The organism is Spirochaetota bacterium (genome assembly GCA_040756435.1).
Lineage (GTDB): Bacteria > Spirochaetota > UBA4802 > UBA4802 > UB4802 > UBA4802.
In genome coordinates, this window is record JBFLZD010000038.1 from 1 (window position 1) to 23,319 (window position 23,319).

Sequence of the window (23,319 nt, forward strand, 5' to 3'; positions counted from 1 at the left end):
ACTTTTATTGCCATATTCATTGCTTCCAATAAAAAATAGTTTTTCTTTAAATCTATCAAAGTATGCACATGAAAAATCACGGTTCATTCTATAAATTGCTAAATTAACTTCTTCATAAAAAAGAGCAGTTTTTGATAAACTGTTTACTGATTGAATAATTGAGTGATGAGCGGTATATATCATAATTAGAATAATTGATGATACTGCTGTTGCCACCAGAATTTCAATAAGTGTGAATCCATTATTAGAATATAAATGTTTTAAATATTTCATTTTAGTGTTTTGGATATATATATGATATGCTATATGAGCGTTCTTGTTGTCGTTCCAGCCATTTAACAGTAATAACAACCTTATACGCATCTATAGGTCCAATCATGGCGTTCTCATAACGGGTGATAGTTCGTGAAAAGCTGAAACCTGGATAATCAGAAACTGGTTCATCCTGCAAATCAGGACCACGTTGGTTGTCTATTAAAAATTTATTCATCTGGCTTTGGGCTATGAGCATTGCTATAGTTAAGTTTTTGTTTTTAGTAATTCCGAATATCCCTGATGACACTGCGCTCATAATGCCCAACATGGCAATTGATAATATGGCTATTGAAACAAGAATTTCTATCAGGGTAAACCCTTTATTTGATGTCTTCATATGTAGTATACCCTTTTACTACTTTAGGTGCTTTTATATAGGGATTAATAATCAACGACCATTCTTCCTCATTATTTGTTAGTATGTGAACAATAGCTCCACTGGTTGATCCAGAAGAATATACTGGTATCATAACATTACCGGAAGTATAAATTGAACCATCTGGCAGCAGCACTTCTTTTATAGCAAATGAATCAGGGAATTCTCTTGTTTTTAATAATTTATTTGGATTATCTATAAATTCTGAATTATCATTGAGAATTGCAACAGATATACCATTTGTACGTTCAAATAGTGTATTAGAAATCTCTGAAATTTCATTTTCCTTGCTGTGACAATGGATTACAAAAAAATTGGTACGATGGTTGATAAATGCATCATCAAACGTTTTTGCAACTATCGTACTAAAAATTAAAAAATTATCCCGTGCTGATGAAAGATAATTAATAATACGAGGCATTACAACAATAGACAATATAGAAAATACTGCAATAACTACTATCAGTTCAATTAATGTAAAACCCTTGTTATTTGTTTTAAGGAATTTTATCATACATAACTGGTTGTTCATTGCCAGCTTGTTATGTCAGAATCAAATCCAGTTCCACCTTCTTTGCCGTCAGCGCCATAACTCATTATCTCATAATCATTTCCATGCTGTCCGGGACAATTATAGACGTAAGGGTTCCCCCATGGGTCATTTGGAATTTTCTTTTTATCCATATAACCTTTTGGGTTGTAATTTTGTGGAATGGGGTCAGTCGTTGGTTTTTCAATAAGTGCTTGAAGACCCTGTTCGGTTGTTGGATAGTTGCCGTTATCCAGATAATAATGGTCAAGAGCCATTGCAAATGCAGCTATCTGCTGACGTGCAGCTTCAACCTTTGCTTTCTGAGGTATATCCATAAACCTGGGGACAACTACAATTGATAGTATTGCAATTATAGTGATGACAATTAACAATTCTATAAGTGTGAAGCCTTTATCGTTGTTACAATATTTTGAAATTCTTTTAATAAACTGAAGTAAATTCTGTAACTTCATGTTTTTCCCCCTCAAAAAAAGTATTATAAATTATTTAACTATTAAATTCATTTCAAAAATTGGCAATAGTACAGAAATTACTATTAAGCCAATAACAAACCCCATACAAACAATAATGATAGGTTCTATGAGGCTTGTCATACTATTAATTGATAATTCAATTTCATTTTCATATATTTTGCCAATGTTAAGCAACATTTCATCTACAGTATCACTTGATTCGCCTGCTGCAATCATGCCAATGATGTATTGTGGCAAAAACTTTTCTTTTGATAATGCATTTGAAATTGAAGACCCTTCCTGTACCATTTTGGCTGCTTTTTTTATATTTTCTTCTATAAGAACGTTTCGCATTAAGCGCTGAACTATCTCAAATGATTTTATTACATCAACTCGGTTGGATAATAGAATTCCTAAATTATATGTAAATCTATGGATCAATATCTTTTTATACAGCGAGCTTACTACTGGTAATTTTAACTTTAATTCATCTATCTTTCTTCTTCCTTCGTCTGTTTTTTTGTATCGGTTAAAGTAGTATATACCTAATATAATAATTATCACAATAACATACCAGAATGAAGTAATAAAATTACTGATACCCATTACTATTTTGGTAGGTAGTGGTAAATCTTTACCTAATTCTGCAAACATTCTACCTAATGAAGGTATGATACTTACCATCAAGAAAGTAACAACTGCAATGGCAAACATGATCATAAAAGCAGGATACCATAATGCAGATTGGACTTTACTTTTTAATAAATTCTTTTTTTCTTCTAAGTCAGCCAGGCGTTCAAGAGCATTATCAAGTGAACCTAAACTTTCACCAACACGAATCATATTTATATACATTTCATTAAAGATATAATGATGTCTTTCAAGTGCATTAGACAGAGAGGAGCCTTCCTCAACTTTTGTTTTAATATCAATGATTGCTCTTTTAAAGATTGGGTTTTCTATCTGGTCAATTATTGTTGATATAGATGTTAAAAGAGGCATCCCTGCTTTAAGCATAGTCGATAATTGTCGTGAAAAAGTACTGATCTCTTTTGCACTTAGTTGTAAACTTATATAGTATGATATCCTGTCGATTATTGTGTTAAAAATATTAGTTGAAATTTCAGGAGTAGCTGCTATTTCAGAATCCTGCTTTGAAATTTTTACTATATATAATCCGTTAGCTCGTAAACGTTGCCGTGCAATGACTTCAGATGGTGCATCAATAATATCTGCTACAGATTCACCTTTACTGGTTAGAGCAATATATTCAAATATCATGGCTTAACTAACCCGCAATACTTCTTCTAATGTTGTAATGCCCTGAAGAGCTTTTTCTACACCATCTTGGAGAAGGGTTTTCATTCCATTGGAAATTGCTGTTTCTTTTATCTGTACTGCATCCGCATGTTCCATGATTAACTTTCGGATGTCATTCGTAACAGGGAGTAATTCGTAAATTCCCGTTCGACCTAAATAGCCGGTATTGATACATTTATCGCAGCCTTTGCCTCTGTATAATTTTTTTTCCTGAATTTGAGAAGGCTTAATACCCAGATCCTTGAGTAAAACAGGATCAGGTTTGTATGATTGTTTGCAGTGAGGGCATATGGTGCGTACCAACCGTTGAGCTAAAAAAGCATTGACTGAGGACGCAATGAGAAATGGTTCAACACCCATATCAAGCAGACGGGTAATACCACTGGCAGCATCATTGGTATGAATAGTTGAAAAAACTCTATGACCGGTCAACGCTGCCTGAATTGCAATTTCGGCTGTTTCTAAATCGCGTATTTCACCAACCATTATTATATCAGGGTCCTGGCGTAAAATTGACCTGAGTCCAGCTGCAAAGGTGAGGTCTATTTTTGGCTTTACCTGCATTTGCCCAACACCATGTAGCTGATATTCTATTGGGTCTTCTACAGTTAAGATGTTTACATCAGCAGTATTAAGTCGTGTTAAAACACTATACAATGTTGTTGTTTTACCGCTACCAGTTGGTCCTGTAACAAGTATTATTCCGTGTGTTTTTTTGATTAAGTCATTAAATACTTTTAATGTTTCCTTGGAAAACCCCAGGGAATCCAGATCAAATTTCATGTCACTCTTATTAAGTAATCTTAAAACAATCCGCTCGCCGTAATATGTAGGGAATACTGAAACACGGATATCTATATCCTTTCCTCCAACTTTTAATTGTATTCTACCATCCTGGGGCAGACGGTTTTCTGCAATGTTTAAATTAGCCATGATTTTAATTCGGGATATAATGGCTGCCTGATATTTCTTTGGTGGTGTAAACATATTGTATAAAATGCCATCAATTCTGAACCGTATGACGAGATCTTTTTCAAAGGGCTCTATATGAATATCACTTGCCCGGTCTTCTATGGCCTGTTTGATTACAGTATTAACAAGACGGATAATGGGTGCTTCATTGGCCATATCCAGAATATCTTCAGTTTCGGTAATGGGGGATGTTAAAATTTCAAAATCAGATTCTTCAAGGTTTTCTATGACCGATGTTGTTGAGTTATCTTTAATAAGTTCAAAATGATTATTAATTATTTTTGAAATTTCTTTTTCAGGTGATAGAACGGGCACAATTTTGTAATTTTCAAAGATAATCTTAATGTTATCTAATGGCTGAATTAAAAGAGGATCATTGATGGCAACTTTAATAATATTCTTTTTTACATTTACAGAGTAGGGGGCTATTTTATATCTCTTTAGAAACTGTGCTGGGATTGCATTGAGTATATTTTCATCATCAGAAAAATTCAGTGTTTCAGCAAATTCCATTGAAAATTGGACTGCCAGTGCTTTTAATAAAACTGATTCATTAATTAACCCTTTTTTTATAAATATCTGGCCTATTTTCAATGGTGTTGTTTGTTGCGATAGAAGGGCATCCTGAAGATCTTCATTGTTGATTAATCTTTTATCAATTAATATCTGCCCAATTTTTTTATTCTTAATACCTATCATAGCTAGTCTAATTGTAATCTTCTTTGTTCTTCGCGTTTTTGTTCAGTTAGCGCATCAATTTTTGCTTGTTTCGTAACAATATGAGGTGTAATAAATACCAGAAGATTGGTTTTTTTGTATTCAACAACTTTGCGTTTAAAAAACCAACCTAATAAAGGTATATCGCCCAAAATAGGAACTTTTGTTTCTTCAACACTTTTATTGTTGGTAATTAATCCGCCTACCACTATTGTTTTGCCATCTGCAATATTAATTTTTGTTTTAATATCCCGTTTGCCCAATTTAGGAGGAATTACTGATCCTGATTCAAGCACTGTTGTTTGACCAAGAACGGAATTTACTTCCTGATATAAATCTAAGGTAATGCTATTTTGGGATGTAATATGAGGTGTAAGCTTCAGTTTTACCCCAACAGATTTATACTCATAGGTATAAAACTGAACACCAGTATCGCTTATTCTATTGTTGGTTGGAACAGGAATTTCTTCCCCTACATTTATCTCAGCTTCCTGGTTGTCAGTTGTAAGGATTTGTGGTGTTGATAGAATATTATAATGTTTTTCAGCACCAGTTGCATTTAACAATGCAAATCCCAACATAGATTTATCTGAAAGATAACCAATCTGGAATCCTGTTGATAATGGTACTGCAATTTTTTTGCCTGTCATGCCTGATGGAAGTGTATACGATGGTGGGGTTCCCTGTATTGATGAACCACCATACAGATGTGAGCTATATTGATCGCCCAGCATCCAGTCTATGCCAAAACCCCAGCCACTATCTGCAGATACTTCAATAATTAATGCTTCAATTAATACCTGTTCACGTACAATATCCAGCTGGTCTATGATATTTTTTATCATCCTGAATTCTTCAGGTTTAGCTGTTATTATGAGTGAATTGGTTTCTTTATTAGCTATGATCGATAGTTTCTGTTTATCAGTTATTGCTGCTTTGGCCTGAGCAATTTGCTGTGCCTGTTTGGCAACATCTACCTGCTGTGATTGGTCACCTTTACTTATTGCCGCATACTCTGCAAAAGGAATCCTTGATAAAACTGCAGCCAGCTTCTCAGCATCAGCATTTTCAAGATGCACAACATTGATATCGCCTTTTATGGTTTTATCAATTTCAAGTTCCTGTATTTTTTTATCAAGTGAGGATGCAATTTTGATTAGACCATGTATTTCTGATGCTGTACCGCTGTAAATAATTATATTTAAATCCCGGTAAACAATAATGTCAGTATTAGGCGATTTTAATGCTCGCAAAACATTTGCTATTTGTTCAGCATCAGCATTTTTGATTTCCTGTAAATAAGTAATGGTCTGGTCATCTGAAGGTACAATCTGCTTTTTTGTGGTATCAATAATTACTTCAACATTTTTTTTGATTGCATCTTTGATGGGTAAAATTTTTATAAGGTTCTCGGATTCAACTACTGCAAATCCTTTTAATTCAAGAATTGCTTTCATTACTTCGTATGCATCTTTGACAGGTATCTTCTTTACTGATGAAATTGTAATTTTTCCTCTGACACGTTCATCAATAACAATATTTTTCCCTATAAGCTGGCTCATAACGCTTAAAAATTCAGATAACTCAACATCTTTAAAGTTGAGGGTAAAATATTTTTCTTCGTCTTTCTTTTTACCTTTGATTTTTTCAATTTTAATTTCTGGTTTTGGTTGAGCTTCTTTTGGCTCATCTTTTGGTGCAATAATTTCAGCCTGTGGAGTCTGAGGCTCAGCAGGCTTTTTGGGGGTAGTATTTTCTTGTTGAGCGTAAAGGAACGATATAATTAATATGCTTGAAAGTACAGTAAACAGATAGTAATTGAAATTAAATGTATTTTTTTTCATTGAATCACCAGTAAAGCCATATAGTTAATAGTATATATTCTAATCCGAAACATTCAGATCATAAGTAATCATCTGACCTGAGCGTTCTAGTTCAATAACAAAACGAGTATCAGTTTTTAATGTTTCCCACATTTTCATCAATTTTTCAGTACTATCAATTGGTTGCCCATTAATTCTTTTAACAATATCACCGCTACGGGCGCCCATTGAATACAAAATATTAAAAGGAGCAACAGAAAAAAGCTTAAACCCTTCTATTTTGCCACCAACACGGTATGGTCCAGCTCTAACACCATTCAGGGCATTGTCAAGATTGTTTAAAACTTTTTGCTGAATTTCTGATTTGCTGATAGATTTTATTATTTTATTTGGAGAACTTTGTTGTGATAATTGTGGCCCGGAACTTGAAGAAGGTGTTTTTTCTTTTGCAAACATGTCAATAATTTCAACTTTATTATCTTTTTTTAAATATACTTTTGCATTATCAATTTTGATGAGTTTAAATCCATATACATCCATCCCAATCTTATATATTTGTACAGAGCTTTCAGATTGTTTTTTAATGAGAGCTCGTGCAATGTTTGAGGGCCCTGAGATAGTTCCTAATACTACTAATTCATTTATTTCACTGCTCATTGCAGCAGCACCAGAGCTATCGACAGTAGCAACTTTGAAGAAATTAGAATCAAGCATTGATTGATATTCATTAAAACTTTTTAATGATGGTGTTGATGGTTTATATCTTGTATGCACATAATTTTTAAAATCAGCAGGTTTAATAAAAAATTTTACACCCTGATTAATAACCTGCGCAGTGATAAAAGAAAATATAATTACACTGATTGTATTAATAGCTTGTATTTGTATCCTGGTCATACTGAGTATTCTTTACATAAATTTGATGATACAAGGCAAAATCAAGCTCCATGCTCTCTATAATGCTCGATACCATGCAAAAAAAACAAATTAAAATAGTAGAGTAAAACCGTCTATAAAACACAATTCACTATACAGTGTAAGTATAGTGAATTGTGCATAAAGTTACAGAAATTGATATATAAATACTGAATGATGTCAATAATTATTAGTATTATTTGTTTAAAAAATATTTATGCTGCATAAAGATCTATTGATTTAATATCTGAAAGTGGGATGTGGAATTCCCTGTTTTTATTTCTGACGACTATATTATTTTTTTCCAGGCGAACATTATTCTGCAATTCAATGACTTCACCATTTACCAGATGTATTACTATTTCCAATCCTTTGATTGAGATATATTTTTTTAGCTGCTTAATAAATGAATTGGTTTTCTTTTTTGCTGGCATAAGTACCTCACATAGTAAAATTTATGTCTCATATATTTATTATGTCGGATAAATGAAAATACCAATTAAGCAAAATTTTTAATTGTATATATGTCGATAACGATAATAATATTGATTTTTTTGGTATATGTATAAATATTGGCGGTGGTATATAGTATAATTTGTTTACGTGAAGTTATAGTATAAACTGAAATTAATACGGTAAGTTTTAATTCTTTTTTTTACTAATTTAAAAGGATTTAATAAAAGAGATAGTAAAGGTTTAATGCATTTTCTGGAGGAATGTCTTGATGATTAAAAAAAACAATTCAATGTTTATCCTTACTTTTATTTTACTGTTCATTATACTATCATTAACATCACAATCCTATGTTGTGGCCCAGGTTCTTCACCTGTCTAAATGGAAATATACTACAGGTAAGTCATCACAGGGCTATAATGATGCTATGAAACTACCATTCAAACCATTAAAAGCTACCAATAATTTACATACATTAGTTCCCAACTATGAAGGATTTGTATGGTTACGCAGTGATTTTACTGCTTCAGATCAAATAATAAATGTGCCATTGATAGGAATTTTGTTAGGAAGAATAATGATAGCCGATGAAACCTATTGTAATGGTGAGCTTATTGGAATGACGGGACAATTCCCTCCAAAATTTTTTAGCGAATGGAATAAATATAGATTATATATGTTGCCAAAGAGTATTCTGAAAACCAATGAAAATAATGTATTACTCATAAAGGTCTATGTTAACCATGAAGGGTCTATAGCTGGGAAAAATATTATTGGTAACTATAAAGAATTAGAGAAGGAATACGATTATTTTGACTTCATTGATTCAAGGATAAACGCAATTATTTCTTTTCTTTTTTTGTTAGTAGGTTGTTATTACATACTGATGTATATATTGCGTAAAAAAGACATAGAAAATTTATATTTTGGATTAACATGTATTGCATTTTCTTTATATTTAATAAATTTTTTTATTACCCGGCTACCAGGATTCCATTATAATGTTATACCATATCTGTTATTTCAAAAAATAATCTTTGTTTTAATTTTTGTGATTGCATATTTATTATCAAGGTTTTTAACCAGGTACCTTGATATTTCTGACAATAAAATTATTAAGGCAATATTGGGATTATCAACTATTATACCTTCTGTAATTTTATTGCTGGCAAAGGATTACTCATCTTTCCTTAATATACGGTATAAAGCAATACTGTTTATTATAATACCTGCTATCTATATAATTTCTATTACAATTATTGCTTTAAAACAAAAGAAGAAAGAAGCTAAAATTTTGATGTTTGGAAGTATACCTTTGTATTTCTGTACATTCTGGGATCTTATTGTTCATAATATTTTTAAAATAGATGATGCTATATATCTTATGGGTTTTGGCTTTCCATCATTGTTAATATCAATTGCAGCAATATTAGCAATTCAAACAGTTCAGTATCATAATGAAGTGGAAGAATTAAATATAACATTAGAGAAAAAAGTTGAGGACAGAACACGACAGTTATATGAAGCAAATCAGGAATTAAAACTTGCATTGAACCAGAATCGTGAACAGCAGGAAATTGCTCAGAGAGATATGATAATGGCAGTTAATGTTCAGCGCAGTATTATCCCGCAAAAAGCACCAGATGTTAAAAATTATGAAATAGGTTTATATGCTCAGGCAATGTCAGGAGTATCAGGTGATTTTTATGATTTTTATATTGATAATGATACATTAGTGGGAATTGGATTATTTGATGTTTCAGGGCACGGTATTGCCTCAGGTTTGTTGACAATATTGTCAAAATCAATTGTTTTTCGTCATTTCATGAAACGTATCAATATCCATTTGGGTAAAGTAATTGAATTTATTAATCAAGAATTAGTACAGGAACTGGAAAATGTTGATAATTATTTAACGGGTATTCTTTTACGTTTTAGTGATAATAAGGTAGAATATGTCAATGCTGCTCATACTGAGATGCTTTTAAAACGCAAAGAAACAAATAGTGTTCTGGTATGTGCTCATAAAGAAAAAGATATAAAAGGAATGTTTTTAGGAAAAAGTGTTTTCCAGACTACCTATACACCCCTTCAATTCAGTATCAGGCCAGGTGATCAGCTGTTAGTATATAGTGATGGGATAACCGAACAAAAAAATAAAGATGCTGAAGAATTTGGATTTGAAAGGCTTAAAGAGGCTTTTTTACATGCTCAAGGACAAACTGCACAGGAAATTTGTGAATATATAATTAATATATTCAATGAATTCAGGGGGGATGTAGGGTTTGGTGATGATGTAACGGTTATAGTATTGAAAAAGAAGTAATTATACTGTATATCCCCAATCCTGCTGTATTAAACTCAAGCATACACCGTGGGCTATTGATTCAGTTTTTATGCTTTGAAATTCCATTAATGCCCGTTTATACATTGAAATATATCCTGTATCATGAAATATGTCTTTTATATGAAAATCTATTTGGGCAACAGGATCATTGTATATTTCAAAGAGATCCCCAGTAAGAAGTACATAATCCGGTGAAAAAACATTTATCACATCAAGTAATGCTTCAGAAAAAAACTTCAGTGCTGTATCAAGCTTTTCAAATATACCTTCGGTTCTATTGGTATAATGGTTGTTAAGTTTTGCTATGACATTATCGTAACATTCATTTTCATCTATGGCATTTTGCTGCTGTAATAACTTGACAAATGCTTCATAGGAAAAATAGCAATCCAAGCAGCCACTCCTTCCACAGATACATCGCTGGTTCTCATCACAGACTTTTATATGGCCAATTTCCCCTCTACTATTAACTATCGCCCCCTTATAAATTAATCCAACAGCACTTGCTGCACGTGCTGAAACAACCATTATCCTGTCATAACGCTGATTAATATCAGACGTAGATAGAATATATGTAATCATGCTGCTGATATTATGGTCAAAAAATATTCGTGTATTGGGGAATTTAGCGGATAAAAGTTCATTAAAATTAAAATCCTTTAATTGTGGCATGAGTGTATATGATCGTAAGATTCCATTTTTGGTATCAATATCGCCAGGTACTGTGCAACCTACAGCAACAAGATTGTTTGTAAACACAGGATTTTTTGATAACACTTCATCAATTTGTTGTAGTATGACACGGGTAAATTCCTCTTTTGAAATACTGCTGGAAATCCCAACTTTTGCTTTTGCTAAAACTTTGTTGCTGAAACTAACGATAGTTGTGTATACTGCTTTCTGATTGAATGTGATTCCTAAATATACCTGCTTATCATGATTTAATGTATAAAATAACGCTTTACGACCTTTTTCCTTTTGTTTTCCTTCAGTAGATACTATTATACCGGTATTTTTTAAAATTTTAAAAGAGGTCATGATGGTATCCATGGAATACCCGGAATACCGTTTTGCTTCAGCTTTTGATAATATAGGGTGTTGTCTGAAGATATCGACTATATGCTTGCGTTTATTTTCTTTTCGTCTGTTGATTTTTTCGCCATGTGCCATATCATTACTCCTGGGTAAAATAAATTTCTTGACATATTATCGATAACGATTTTATTATTAAACTAATCAAATGAAACTTGATAATATAACATTATTGCTCATTGTTTTTACTTATGCAACAATTTTTTACAATTTAAAATAGGTGCGCTTATGAATCAAGAAAGAAAAATAACTTTTAAAAATTTATTATCATATGGCGTTGGCGATATTTTTGGTGGAGGTTCATTTGTTGTTATAAATCTTTTATTCATATATTTCTTAACAGATATTGCAAAACTCAATCCTGCACTGGCTGGACTTGTTGTATTGGCAGGCAAGGCATGGGATGCAATCAGTGACCCAATCATGGGGTATATCTCTGATACTACCAGGTCAAAATACGGTAGACGCAGAATATTCTTTTTACTTGGGATATTGCCAATCATACTTAGCTTCATTGCCATGTGGCTGCCTTTTTCATCTGATAGCCAGATAATAAAATTTATTTATTATGCCTGTGCTTATGTATTTTTCAGTACAGCCTTTACCATGGTGATGATTCCATATTCGGCACTCAATGCTGAGATGACACGAGAATATAAAGACAGGACGCGCCTATCAGGAGCACGGTTGATCTTTTCACAGATATCATCCCTCATATCAGGTACCGTTCCCAAGATGGTTGTTGATGCATTTACGGATAAGGGTGAGGGGTTCCTTGTGATGAGTATTATATTTAGTATCTTTTTTGCATTGCCATGGATTATTGTATTTTTTGGAACATGGGAACTTCCTGATGTAAAGGTTGAAAATAAATCTCTTACCGATTTTTTTAAAAATCTCTTAGTTATATGGACAAACAGATCATTCAGAGTTCATATAGGGTTGTATATCTGTGCATATTCAGCGCTTGATTTAATCATGGCAATGTTTATTTATTATCTTACCTACTATATACAAAAGCCACTTATTTTCACCAGGTGTCTTGGTGCTATGCTTGTTACACAGGTTTTGTTTTTGCCGGTATATGTCTTTATAGCAAATAGAAAGGGCAAGGGCTTTTCATATCGCGTAGGGGTCAGTGTATGGGCGATAGCTCTTGTGAGTACTCTTTTGTTTGATAGCGCCACTCCGCTACAATATATCATTGCACTTTCAGTGCTTATGGGGGCTGGAATGTCGGCAGGAACAATGATCCCATGGGCAATATTGCCTTCAGTGACCGATGTTGGTGAGCTTATAACGGGAAAGCAACAGGCAGGGGTGTATGCAGGTGCCATGACATTTATACGTAAATTGGTACAGGCAGTTGTGCTTGCTGTATTTGGTTTAGTGCTGCAAACAATTGGATATAAAGCAAATACTGTTCAATCCCCTGAAACATTAGAGTATCTACGCCTGTTGTTTGCACTGGCACCATCAACGCTTATGCTCTGTGGCATTCTAATTTCCCTAAAATTTAAAATTACACCTGTAACCCATCCAATTCTTATTCAAGAAATTAACAGGTTAAAATCCGGTGGTAGCAAGGATATGGTTGAACCATTTGTTAAAAAAATTTGTGAAGTATTAACAGGATATAACTATGAAAATCTTTTTAAAAAGCAATAGGTGAAAATCATGAAAGAAATAACTGTTGGTGTTGTATGTTTTGCTCGTAAAACCTTTGATTACAATGCAGCCCAAGAAATCTATATTGCTATACAATCACAGTTAAAAAAGATTAAAGCGGTACAGTGGCATTGTTACAATGAACTTGTATATGAAGTAGAAGACGCACATAAGGCTATTACTTTTTTAAAAAAGAACAATATTGATGCACTTGTATGTATCAGTGGAACATTTCATTTGGGGCATTTAGCTCTGGAATTGATAAAGCATGTCAGTGTGCCGGTGATGCTGTGGGGTCTTCCTGAATTACCGTATGATGGCGGCAAAATACGGCTTAATTCAATTTGTGGCGTAAATTTAGATGCCAGCAATCTTTATAAAGCAGGGATACGTAATTACCATGCACATATTGGCAATACTATTGATACGGACTGGATTGGTGCCATACGTATCATTTCTATGCTCAAAAATGCTAAAATTGGGTTAGTTGGCTATCACGCACATGGCTTTTTTAATATTGATACTTGGCATCCTGCACTGTATGCACAGTGTGGCACAATGATTGAACACTATGAATTGCAACATATATTCAATTATCCTGTGAATCAGCAATACAAAGATCAGTATGCTGATATCATTGATAGTAATTTTGATACAGGTGATATTAATACCTCACAAAAACAAAAGGTTGCAGAATTAAGTTCCAGGCTACACAGTTTTATGGAAGATAATAACCTTACCGCTATGGCAATACGGTGCTGGCCTGAATTTGCCGCTGAATTTGGCATTGCGCCATGTGCAGCCATGTCGCTGGTACAGGCTCAAAATTTTGTCATTGCCTGTGAAGGTGACGTTGATGGGGCACTATCTATGTTAGCTCACAAAGCGCTGGGTACGCAAACGCCATTTTTATTTGATTTTTCGCAGGTAAATCTTGAAGAAAATTTTGCATTGCTGTGGCATTGCGGTGTTGCGCCTTTCACACTCAAAGATACCACAAGCACAGCGTCGCTTGATACGTATTTTGCTGCAGGCAAAGGTGTCACGGCAGGTTTTGTTTTAAAACCAGGTGATGTGTCAATTTGCAGATTTGATTTTGATGGCAGTAACTATCGCTTATTATTATTGAAAGCTCATGGCGTTACAATGGATAAATTGCTAAAAGGAACATATTTAAAAGTTATCTTTGATGTTCCTGTAAAAAACGTTCTTGATACTATTATTTATAATGGTATTGCACATCACGCGTCTATGGTATATGGTGATTTTGTAAAACCGTTTGAGATAGCAGCTCGCATTAAAAACTGGGAGATAGTAACATGCTAAAAATTGAACACAGTGATGCATCGTTTTCACTATATTACAAAAATCGATGTATAGTGAAACACTCGTTTGATAAGCCCTGCATAGCGGTAGGAAACGGCAGCGCTACGTATACCATGAAAGAAGGTAACTTTAAACTGAAAGACAAAGTTATATCAAAACAGTATTTGAAACATTTTACTGTTAGAGAAAATAATAACACCATAACAATACAATTAGAAGATGCTATTCGGTTAACCATACAAGCAGATACATATTGCACTGTTTCTATTGAAGCAAAAAAACCGTTTAATAGATTTTGGCTTAGTTGTGTTGCTGATCCTTGTGAACATATTTACGGTTGCGGTGAACAGTTTTCAAAATTGGATCTAAAGAAAAAGAAAGTTCCCCTATGGGTACAGGAGCAGGGAGTAGGGCGGGGACATGATCTGATAACATTTTTAGCTACTGTATTGCATGGCGCAGGAGGAGCATGGTACACTACATATTATCCGCAACCCACGTTTGTATCAAGCAGCAATTACTTTATCCATTGCAATGCGTCATCATTTGCGGAATTTGAATTTAAAAAGAAAGAGCATATACTTCATTTCTGGCAGATTCCTGAATCAGTGGTGTTTGGTGTGTATGAAAAATCAACTGATTGTGTAAAAGCGGTGGGTGATTTATTGGGACTACAGCCACGGCTACCACAGTGGGTCCACGATGGTATGTGGATAGGAGTTCAGGGTGGCACCGATGTTGTGAAGAAAAAATTAAAAGATGCACTTGATGCGGGAGTTAAGGTTTCTGCACTGTGGGTGCAGGACTGGGTTGGCCGACGAATTACCTGGTTTGGCAAGAGGCTTTTTTGGAACTGGAAATATAATGACGATTCGTATCCTAATCTGCCATTATTTATACAGGAACTATCGCACAACAACATAAAATTTTTGGGGTATATCAACTGCTTTTTAAATTCTGAGGGTGACCTGTATAAAGAGGCTGTTACCAAAGGGTATTTGGTGCAAAATCGGGATGGCACAGTACGAACGTTTGATACCACCGGTATAATTGCTGGCACGATAGATCTTACCAATCCCCAAACGCGGGATTGGATTAAAAATGTTATTAAAGAACATATGATTGGCATTGGCCTTGGTGGCTGGATGGCCGATTTTGGTGAATATCTGGAAACTGATGTAAAGCTTTATTCAGGTGAATCTTCCGAATTGTACCACAACAAATATCCGGCAGAGTGGGCGCGTGTCAATTATGAAGCTTTAGAAGAAGCAGGTAAACTAGGTGAGATAGTTTTTTTTACACGGGCAGGGTATACAGGAACATCTCAATACAGTACGTTGATGTGGGCAGGAGATCAGCTTGTTAATTGGAGCATGCATGATGGATTGGCTTCGGTAATACCTGCAGGTATTTCATTGGGATTTTGCGGAGTGGGATATTTTCACTCGGATATTGGTGGATATACAACAATAGGTTGGATAAAACGAAAAAAAGAGCTTTTTATGCGCTGGGCAGAGTTAGGTGCATTTACAGCAGTAATGAGGACACACGAAGGTAACAGACCTGATGTAAATTGGCAATTTGACAGTAACAAAGAAACATTACAGCATTTAGCAAAAATGACAAAAGTTCATACTGCCTTAAAACCATATTTTGAGCATTGTAAGGATGAGTATCATACTGATGGGCTACCGCTAATGCGTCATCCATACATCCATTATCCTGATGATGACAAACATCATTCGTTGCAGTATCAATTTCTACTGGGTCGTGATGTAATGGTAGCACCTGTGTACAAACCACGGAAAAAGAAGTGGAAAGTATATCTTCCACAGGATGAATGGGTACACCTATGGTCAGGAAAAGAATATAGTGGTGGATGGGTTACGGTTGATGCTCCGTTAGGGCAACCACCTGTTTTTTACAGGAAAGCTTCACAGTTTAAAACTATTTTTAAAGCAATACAGGATATTGCGTGAAGAGTATTTCTTCCTGTCATTTCGAAGGAGCGAAGCGACTAAGAAATCTTATTATGTGAATAAAGATTTTTAGCAGCGTTCAAGTAAGATTTCTCGCTGCGCTCGAAATGACAGGTAATAAAGCTCCAAATGACAGGTAATAAATCTCCAAATGACAGGTGGTAAAGCTCCAAATGCTAAGTGGTAAAGCTTGAAATGACACATGAATAAGCTCGAAATAATAGTGGTAAAGTTCACGATCTTATTTGGAAGGATTACCGTGATTCAAATTCTAACAATAAAAAATTATTCTAATAAATATTGTTATTGAAATAATTGACAATTAAATACATTATACATACACAGACAACAAACCTAAAAACGATATACTAATTAAGAATGGCTTGAAACATTAAAAAATATGCCCTTGAAATTTACATATTCAATAAACCAGATTAATAACACCATTTACAAAATTTCATTACCGCTACCGGGTTATCCTCCATACATAAATGTATATCTTTTTAAAGGGGAAGTTAATACGCTATTTGACACGGGGACATCCTGGACATGGCGATTATTACGGAGTGCACTGAAAGAATTAGGGCTTCAGTTTTCCGATATTCATCAGGTTATTCCTTCACATGGGCATGTTGACCACTATGGAGCAGCATATGCAATAGCTAAAAGAAATAAACATGTTGAAGTAATAACCCATTATGCAGATGCAAAGCGTATAGAAGAAGGGATTTACGATAAACCTTCTGTCATGTTGCAATTCATTGAATCTATGGGTGTACCAAAGCCATTAATAGTGCCATTGGTTTTTCTTGATTTAACATTTAAATCAATGGGTCATAGCGTTACTGTTACCCGTAAAATAATGGATGATGAATATCCATTACAGGCTGGGAATTACAATGCAAAATTAATCTTAACACCAGGGCATTCTAAAGGCGCTATGTGTTTGTATATTGAAAAAGAAGGTTTTTTATTTTCTGGTGATCACATTGTACCTGGTGTAAAGCCAATTATTTTAGCCGGTTTTGAACCAAATACATCATTTCCCGTTGCCCAAAGTCATAATATCTTTCATACTTCATTGAAAAAGATTGAAAAATTAAGCCCAAAGTACATTTTTCCTGCCCATGGCGAACCTTTTCAGGAAAAATTGAATCGTTTGATAGTTAAATATCAGAAAGTATATCAATTGCGAAAGAAGCGCATGTATAATTTATTATTACATAACGATTATACCGTCTATGGACTGGCACGACAGGTATTCAAAAATCTAAAAGGGATAAATCTGGTGCTCGATTTATATTTGTCATTATCAGAAACATATACTCATCTTGAATCAATGTGTGAAGAGGGCGATGTAATAAAATATAATTTTGATAATACTTATTATTATACTGCAACATTATTGTAAAATACAATTGACATGTTTAATCGATAACGATTTATTGTATCTCATTATTACGGTAAATGCATTAACATGAAACTATCGCACAAAAAAACGTTATACCTGTTTTTAGCTCTTGGGATTGCTTTTGCAATTGGTTTGTTGCCAATTGAATATTGGCACAATACCGGCAGGGATACCATACAATTAACTACTCAGGGTAAATATTCATTGGCGGTATTAGCGTTTGCAGTGATAGCGTGGGTAACTGAAATAATGCCTTTTGCTATAACAGGATTGTTTTCACTTTCGTTACTGGTTATAACGAGTTGTGCAAATCTTCCGGATCTGGTAAAAGATGGTTTTGGCAATCAGGTTATTGTTTTTTTTATTGGGGTTATGATTATTGGAGCTATCGTTAATGAAACATCCTTTGTAACAATAATCACTCAAAAGCTTTATAAACGGTATTGTACGCAACCTAAAACATTAATTTTAATTATACTGACAATTGGTATGCTATTAGCGGGATTTGTAACCGAAATGGCTGCTGCTGCTATGGTGTTGCCATTTGCAGTTTCTATCTTAAAGAAAGCAAAAATAGAGCCTTTGAAAGATAATTACGGTAAAGCAATGATGATAGCCTGTGGCTGGGGACCGGTAATAGGTGGCATTTCAACTCCTGCAGGTTCGGGTGCTAATCCGCTTACGGTAGGATTTTTAAAGGATTTAGCGCATATTGATCTATCGTTTGCACATTGGATGGGTATTGGTTTTCCAGCAGCGCTTTTGATGCTGCCGTTTGCATGGTTTATACTGGTAAAAACGTTTAATGTGGAGAAAGTACGTTTACATATAGATTCTGAAAAAAATGAGAATGTACATATTTCATCAACTGATGTAATAATTGGCGCATTGTTTCTACTAACAATAGTGTTATGGATAGTTGAGCCTGTATTGCATAATCTATTTCCATCATTACAGTTCATAACGATGTCATTTGTTGCTATAACAGTTGCATGTTGTATGTTTTTGCCACCATTTGCACCGTTAAGCTGGCATAAAGTTGAACATTCTATTAATTGGGGAGCAATTGTATTAATTGTTTCAGGGTTGGCACTGGGAACAACAATATATAAAACGGGAGCCGCCAGGTGGCTAGCATGGGTACTATTTAAAAATCTTAATCTTTTACATCCAGTTATTATGGTTTTTACAGTAGTCCTGGGAGTTTCCATTATAAAAGTTATGTTTTCAAGTAACACAGTAACTGGTATCATAATGGTACCGTTACTCATAGCTTTGTCGGGCACTATTGGGATTGATCCGGCAATGGTGGCAATACCTGCAGGATTGACGTCATCGCTTTCTTTTATACTGGTAACATCAACGCCAACGATTGTGATTCCGTATACTGCAGGATATTTCACAATTGCGGATATGGTGAAGCCGGGTATATATATGACCATCGTTTCATCGATATGTGTTACTATCAGTTTTTTAATTTTTGGTTCTTTGTTTAACATCATTACATGGTAAAACTTTAAATTAAAAGTAAAATGTAAAAAAATTTATTGTATGCGATAGTTACTGTTTATGGAGGAATTCATGAGTACAATATCAACAGAACAATTAGAACGCCTTGCAAAAGAGTTCAGATATGTAATAACCGACATGATATGCAGAGCCGGTTCAGGTCATTTAGGTGGTTCATTAAGCTTGGTGGAGATAGTTACCACACTCTATTATCGTATCATGAATAGTAAGCCTGATAATCCTGCCTGGGAAGATCGTGACAGACTGGTCTTATCAAAAGGACATGCGGGAACAGTTTTATATGTTGTACTTGCATATTTAGGTTTTTTCCCAAAAAGCTGGCTTAAAACATTGAATCAAAATGGCACAAACCTACCAAGCCATGTTGATCACAACAAAACACCAGGCATAGATATGACTGCTGGTTCATTGGGACAGGGTTTATCCTGTGCTTGTGGTATGGCGTATGCAGCTAAGCTAAATAAAAAATCGTATAACGTTTTCTGTATTATTGGTGATGGTGAAAGCAATGAAGGACAAATTTGGGAAGCTGCTATGTTTGCAGGCCATAATAAACTGGATAATCTTATAGTAATTTGTGATTACAACAAGATGCAGATTGATGGCAAAACTGATGATGTGATTACCTTAGAACCATTAGCTGATAAGTGGCGTGCATTTAATTTTGAAGTGTTTGAAATGGACGGTCATAACTGGGATGACATATATTCTACCATTAATAAAGCAATTGCAGTAAAAGGAAAACCTGCAATAATTATTGCCCATACAATAAAAGGAAAAGGCAATGCAGAGGTAGAGAATAAAGTGGCAAGCCATAATATTAAGATTAATGACCAGTCAGACTATGACAAGTATATGAAAGGTTTGGGTTATACCATGGAGTTGCCATATTGATTGTTATGATATTCATGCTTAAAAAAATTATTACACACACTGTCATCCTGAATTTAATTCAGGATCTCAGTCTTTTAGTTGGTTTCGAATCTAGTTCAGAATGACGCTGGAGATGAAATTTAATTTTTATAGGGAGATAAAAAATGAGCTATCATGATATGGAAATGAGGGCAGTATATGGATTAACATTATGCGAATTGATGGAACAAAATAAAAAGTGTTGTGCTTAGAAGCTGACTTAAGTAAAGCATCAGGAACCAATCCAGCAGTATGCACAGCATTCCCGGAAAATTTTATAAACGTTGGTGTTGCCGAAGCAAATATGATAGGGTTAGCAGCAGGTTTGGCACGTGAAGGGAAAATTCCATTTTGTGCAAGTTTTACCTGCTTTGCTTCACGCAGAGTATATGATCAGATTACCATCAGTGTGGCGTATGCCAATACCAATGTTAAGATAGTTGGGACTGCGCCAGGCATAACACAGGGACCAAACGGTGGGACCCATATGGACTTTTTGGATTTAGCGATAATGCGTGCCATGCCCAATATGCACGTGTACAGCCCCTGTGATGTATATGAACTTCGTGCTGTAATGAAGTATATGGCAGCACATCATCAGCCAACCTATATGCAGTTATTGCGGCCTAAAATGCCTGTGATATTCAATGAAAATTTTGTATTTGATCCACAAAAGGCAACCTTGCTCCATGAAGGTGGGGATGTTACCATAGTAACAACAGGGTATACAACACACCTTGCAAATAAGGCTGCTGAGATTTTACAAAAAGAAGGAATAAAGGCAGATCATCTTCACTATAGTTCCATAAAACCATTTGATGAAGACTTACTTATACAATCAGCAAAGAAGACTGGTTGTGTTGTTACTGTAGAAAATCAAAATATCATTGGTGGATTAGGTGGGGCTGTCTGTGAAGTATTAAGTGAAAAACTTCCTGTAAAAGTAAAGCGCCTTGGTATACACGATGCTTTTGGTGAAGTTGCTACAGAAGAATATTTGCTCAATAAACATGGATTTAATGTTGAGCATATTGTTAAGGCTTGTAAAGAACTAATAAAAAGTAAATAAAATTATCATACTGGTATGTAAACCAAAAGGAGAATCATTATGCATTTTGTTATAGGTTCAACCAGAGCTGGGTTACAGTTAAAGCGACAAATTATCAACTATCTTATTAAAAACGGACACCAGGTTGATGATGTGGGGATGAAGGATGAAGAGCATTTTGTGCCGTATCATATTGCAGCTGCTAATGTAGCATCGTTAGTATCTCAGGGAAAGTATGAAAAGGGCATTGTTATATGTGGTACCGGAGCGGGTAGTGCAATTGTTGCTAATAAATTTAAGGGTGTCTATGCAGTGCATTGTACTAATTCATTTGAAGCAAAAAAGGCATCAGCTATTAACAATGCAAATGTACTTGTATTAGCTGAATGGCTTACACCTGCAAATCATGCATTTGAGATAATCAATGACTGGCTAACAACACCATTTGGAAGCGGCTTTGAAGAAGAATGGCAAAAATTTTTAGCTAATTGCATTGAAGAAATCAAAGATATGGAAGAAAAAAATTTTAAATGAACAAAGTTGCAAAATATAGGGTGATAGTTATAGTTTTAATAATCTTTGTATTTGTATAAGAATAATTATAGTGTATTGTATACGAAATATTTTTCTATATTTTACTAATGTGACATAATATATCTTATCGGAAGTAATATATGAAATATAGATGTTTTTAAATGAATCCTTACGTTTAACAATTATTTATTATTTGTAGCTTATTTATGGTTATATTACAGATAACCCCAAAAAGATTCAGCATAAGTATACCGTAATGTAAAAAAATGTTTATAGACAAAATTATTTTTATTACTCTATATGGCTGAATGTTATAATGTATCTCTTCTTAGGTTGTAAGATACATATTTATTAATATGATTACATTATAGGTTTTTACTGTGAAAAAGATATGTTGTATATTAATTCTAGCAATAGCCATTAGTTATTGTTCTAAAATACATTCAAAGATACATGATGCAATAACTATCTCATTTATTGGCGATGTCATTATGCATGGTCCTGTAAAATCATTTGCTTTTAGAAATAATATAAATGATCCAAAAACTGCCAAATCTATAAACAATGGTGGTTTTGATATACTCTTTGAACATATAAAACAAGAGTTTGCATCATCAGATTATGTGGTTGCAAATATGGAATTTCCAGTAGCTCCACCGTATACAAGTAAAGCATTTATATTCAATTGTCCACCGTATGTTTTAGATGCATTCAAAAATATTAATATCAATATAGTTAGTATTGCAAATAATCATATACTGGATCAGGGATATGAAGGATTACTCAGCACTATCCAGATATTGGAGTCAAAGTATATTCAGTATATTGGTGTGGGTAAAAATAATACAACAGTAAATGGAATTATTGTTGGTAATGACGAAATTAAAGTTGGTATTATTGCTTACACTGGAGTTTTAAATTATGAACTATCGAAAAAATATAAAAATAACATTCATATTAATAACTTTTATGATACTAAAAAAGTATTACATGATATTGCTGAAATAAAAAATAGATGTGATTTTCTTGTGATGATTGCACATATAGGAAATGAGTACAGTACTCAGCCATCAAAAAAAGATATGGATATGATCAAAACATATTGCAATGCAGGTGTTGATTGTGTTATTGGGCATCATCCCCATGTCATACAGCCTGTTGAACAATTTACATCGTTAGATGGGCGTATATGTACAGTATTTTATAGCTTAGGAAATTTTATAGCAAACCAATCATCAACACATAATGATCCAAAAAGTGGCGTTGAATGCAGCACCCGTGAAGGTTTAATTGTTAGTTTACTATTGGAAAAAGACGAAGGTGAAATATATAGTAAATTCAATATTATTCCCATTATGATTCATAATGTTCCTGACATAGAATCAAAATATAAATATGGTAGAAGAATACAACCCATTGCTCTAAAACAATATATTCGTAAAAAGCAGGAAGAAAATAATAGTAATAGCGAAGAAATTAAAAGGTTACATAATAGAATTCAAGAAATAAAGAAACATTTGTTTTTATATGGCCAATATGAAAATATAATTTATTCTGATTAAATAAGTATTTCAAG

At 34.0% G+C, this 23,319-nt stretch carries 20 protein-coding genes; 10 read left to right on the forward strand and 10 right to left on the reverse strand.

Annotated features, from left to right (window positions below):
• From AB1444_11140 to AB1444_11180, 9 genes are all read right to left on the reverse strand, one after another.
• A partial coding sequence (locus AB1444_11140) for a prepilin-type N-terminal cleavage/methylation domain-containing protein (GenBank protein ID MEW6527211.1) occupies positions 1-273 on the reverse strand: 273 nt, incomplete at its 3' end.
• Between the two features lies 1 nt (position 274).
• The gene (locus AB1444_11145) at positions 275-652 is read right to left on the reverse strand and encodes a prepilin-type N-terminal cleavage/methylation domain-containing protein (GenBank protein ID MEW6527212.1); all 378 of its coding nucleotides are present in this window, start codon (positions 650-652) and stop codon (positions 275-277) included.
• Positions 636-1,205, reverse strand: coding sequence for a type II secretion system protein (locus AB1444_11150; protein ID MEW6527213.1), 570 nt, complete (start codon positions 1,203-1,205; stop codon positions 636-638). Before AB1444_11150 ends, AB1444_11145 begins: the two co-directional genes overlap by 17 nt.
• Before the next feature lie 14 nt (positions 1,206-1,219).
• Positions 1,220-1,696: a type II secretion system major pseudopilin GspG gene (gene gspG, locus AB1444_11155; protein ID MEW6527214.1), complete on the reverse strand. Its 477-nt coding sequence runs from the start codon at positions 1,694-1,696 to the stop codon at positions 1,220-1,222.
• A gap of 30 nt (positions 1,697-1,726) precedes the next feature.
• Entirely contained in the window at positions 1,727-2,977 is a 1,251-nt protein-coding gene (locus AB1444_11160) for a type II secretion system F family protein (protein MEW6527215.1), read from the reverse strand.
• Positions 2,978-2,980: 3 nt separating this feature from the next.
• Entirely contained in the window at positions 2,981-4,687 is a 1,707-nt protein-coding gene (gspE, locus tag AB1444_11165) for a type II secretion system ATPase GspE (protein ID MEW6527216.1), read from the reverse strand.
• Positions 4,688-4,689: 2 nt separating this feature from the next.
• A complete protein-coding gene (locus AB1444_11170) occupies positions 4,690-6,549 on the reverse strand; it encodes a secretin N-terminal domain-containing protein (protein ID MEW6527217.1) in 1,860 nt (619 codons plus the stop codon).
• A 39-nt stretch (positions 6,550-6,588) separates the two neighbouring features.
• The gene (locus tag AB1444_11175) at positions 6,589-7,425 is read right to left on the reverse strand and encodes a hypothetical protein (protein ID MEW6527218.1); all 837 of its coding nucleotides are present in this window, start codon (positions 7,423-7,425) and stop codon (positions 6,589-6,591) included.
• A 233-nt stretch (positions 7,426-7,658) separates the two neighbouring features.
• The gene (locus AB1444_11180; protein ID MEW6527219.1) at positions 7,659-7,877 is read right to left on the reverse strand and encodes a hypothetical protein; all 219 of its coding nucleotides are present in this window, start codon (positions 7,875-7,877) and stop codon (positions 7,659-7,661) included.
• Positions 7,878-8,167: 290 nt separating this feature from the next.
• On the opposite strand from AB1444_11180, the gene AB1444_11185 reads away from it, so the two are divergent.
• Complete coding sequence (locus AB1444_11185) at positions 8,168-10,222, forward strand: SpoIIE family protein phosphatase (GenBank protein ID MEW6527220.1); 2,055 nt, start codon at positions 8,168-8,170, stop codon at positions 10,220-10,222.
• Here AB1444_11185 and AB1444_11190 read toward each other — a convergent pair whose 3' ends face one another.
• The gene (locus tag AB1444_11190) at positions 10,223-11,413 is read right to left on the reverse strand and encodes an ROK family protein (protein MEW6527221.1); all 1,191 of its coding nucleotides are present in this window, start codon (positions 11,411-11,413) and stop codon (positions 10,223-10,225) included.
• A gap of 150 nt (positions 11,414-11,563) precedes the next feature.
• On the opposite strand from AB1444_11190, the gene AB1444_11195 reads away from it, so the two are divergent.
• From AB1444_11195 to AB1444_11235, 9 genes are all read left to right on the forward strand, one after another.
• Positions 11,564-13,003 carry an MFS transporter gene (locus tag AB1444_11195; protein MEW6527222.1) on the forward strand — a complete coding sequence of 480 codons (1,440 nt, stop codon included), beginning with the start codon at positions 11,564-11,566 and terminating at the stop codon, positions 13,001-13,003.
• 9 nt (positions 13,004-13,012) lie between these two features.
• Positions 13,013-14,329, forward strand: coding sequence for a fucose isomerase (locus AB1444_11200; protein MEW6527223.1), 1,317 nt, complete (start codon positions 13,013-13,015; stop codon positions 14,327-14,329).
• Positions 14,323-16,308: an alpha-glucosidase gene (locus tag AB1444_11205; GenBank protein MEW6527224.1), complete on the forward strand. Its 1,986-nt coding sequence runs from the start codon at positions 14,323-14,325 to the stop codon at positions 16,306-16,308. The genes AB1444_11200 and AB1444_11205 overlap by 7 nt, the downstream gene beginning before the upstream one ends.
• Positions 16,309-16,708: 400 nt before the next feature.
• Positions 16,709-17,719 (forward strand): MBL fold metallo-hydrolase, encoded by a 1,011-nt coding sequence (locus AB1444_11210; GenBank protein MEW6527225.1) that lies wholly within the window; start codon positions 16,709-16,711, stop codon positions 17,717-17,719.
• 66 nt (positions 17,720-17,785) lie between these two features.
• Positions 17,786-19,231 carry an SLC13 family permease gene (locus AB1444_11215; protein ID MEW6527226.1) on the forward strand — a complete coding sequence of 482 codons (1,446 nt, stop codon included), beginning with the start codon at positions 17,786-17,788 and terminating at the stop codon, positions 19,229-19,231.
• Between the two features lie 69 nt (positions 19,232-19,300).
• The gene (locus AB1444_11220) at positions 19,301-20,143 is read left to right on the forward strand and encodes a transketolase (GenBank protein MEW6527227.1); all 843 of its coding nucleotides are present in this window, start codon (positions 19,301-19,303) and stop codon (positions 20,141-20,143) included.
• Positions 20,144-20,360: 217 nt separating this feature from the next.
• Positions 20,361-21,230, forward strand: a complete 870-nt coding sequence (locus AB1444_11225) for a transketolase C-terminal domain-containing protein (GenBank protein ID MEW6527228.1) — start codon at positions 20,361-20,363, stop codon at positions 21,228-21,230.
• 39 nt (positions 21,231-21,269) lie between these two features.
• Positions 21,270-21,743, forward strand: a complete 474-nt coding sequence (locus tag AB1444_11230) for an RpiB/LacA/LacB family sugar-phosphate isomerase (GenBank protein MEW6527229.1) — start codon at positions 21,270-21,272, stop codon at positions 21,741-21,743.
• 380 nt (positions 21,744-22,123) lie between these two features.
• Entirely contained in the window at positions 22,124-23,305 is a 1,182-nt protein-coding gene (locus AB1444_11235) for a CapA family protein (protein ID MEW6527230.1), read from the forward strand.
• The last annotated feature ends 14 nt before the right edge of the window (positions 23,306-23,319 follow it).

Excerpts from the sequence above, each read along its gene's own strand:
- AB1444_11230 (MEW6527229.1), top strand. The coding sequence starts at position 21,270 with ATGCATTTTGTTATAGGTTCAACCAGAGCTGGGTTACAGTTAAAGCGA.
- AB1444_11220 (MEW6527227.1), top strand. The coding sequence starts at position 19,301 with ATGAGTACAATATCAACAGAACAATTAGAACGCCTTGCAAAAGAGTTC.
- AB1444_11175 (MEW6527218.1), bottom strand. The coding sequence starts at position 7,425 with ATGACCAGGATACAAATACAAGCTATTAATACAATCAGTGTAATTATA.
- AB1444_11215 (MEW6527226.1), top strand. The coding sequence starts at position 17,786 with ATGAAACTATCGCACAAAAAAACGTTATACCTGTTTTTAGCTCTTGGG.
- AB1444_11185 (MEW6527220.1), top strand. The coding sequence starts at position 8,168 with ATGATTAAAAAAAACAATTCAATGTTTATCCTTACTTTTATTTTACTG.
- gspG (MEW6527214.1), bottom strand. The coding sequence starts at position 1,696 with ATGAAGTTACAGAATTTACTTCAGTTTATTAAAAGAATTTCAAAATAT.
- AB1444_11205 (MEW6527224.1), top strand. The coding sequence starts at position 14,323 with ATGCTAAAAATTGAACACAGTGATGCATCGTTTTCACTATATTACAAA.
- AB1444_11200 (MEW6527223.1), top strand. The coding sequence starts at position 13,013 with ATGAAAGAAATAACTGTTGGTGTTGTATGTTTTGCTCGTAAAACCTTT.
- AB1444_11190 (MEW6527221.1), bottom strand. The coding sequence starts at position 11,413 with ATGGCACATGGCGAAAAAATCAACAGACGAAAAGAAAATAAACGCAAG.
- gspE (MEW6527216.1), bottom strand. The coding sequence starts at position 4,687 with ATGATAGGTATTAAGAATAAAAAAATTGGGCAGATATTAATTGATAAA.
- AB1444_11145 (MEW6527212.1), bottom strand. The coding sequence starts at position 652 with ATGAAGACATCAAATAAAGGGTTTACCCTGATAGAAATTCTTGTTTCA.
- AB1444_11195 (MEW6527222.1), top strand. The coding sequence starts at position 11,564 with ATGAATCAAGAAAGAAAAATAACTTTTAAAAATTTATTATCATATGGC.
- AB1444_11150 (MEW6527213.1), bottom strand. The coding sequence starts at position 1,205 with ATGATAAAATTCCTTAAAACAAATAACAAGGGTTTTACATTAATTGAA.
- AB1444_11170 (MEW6527217.1), bottom strand. The coding sequence starts at position 6,549 with ATGAAAAAAAATACATTTAATTTCAATTACTATCTGTTTACTGTACTT.
- AB1444_11210 (MEW6527225.1), top strand. The coding sequence starts at position 16,709 with ATGCCCTTGAAATTTACATATTCAATAAACCAGATTAATAACACCATT.
- AB1444_11160 (MEW6527215.1), bottom strand. The coding sequence starts at position 2,977 with ATGATATTTGAATATATTGCTCTAACCAGTAAAGGTGAATCTGTAGCA.
- AB1444_11180 (MEW6527219.1), bottom strand. The coding sequence starts at position 7,877 with ATGCCAGCAAAAAAGAAAACCAATTCATTTATTAAGCAGCTAAAAAAA.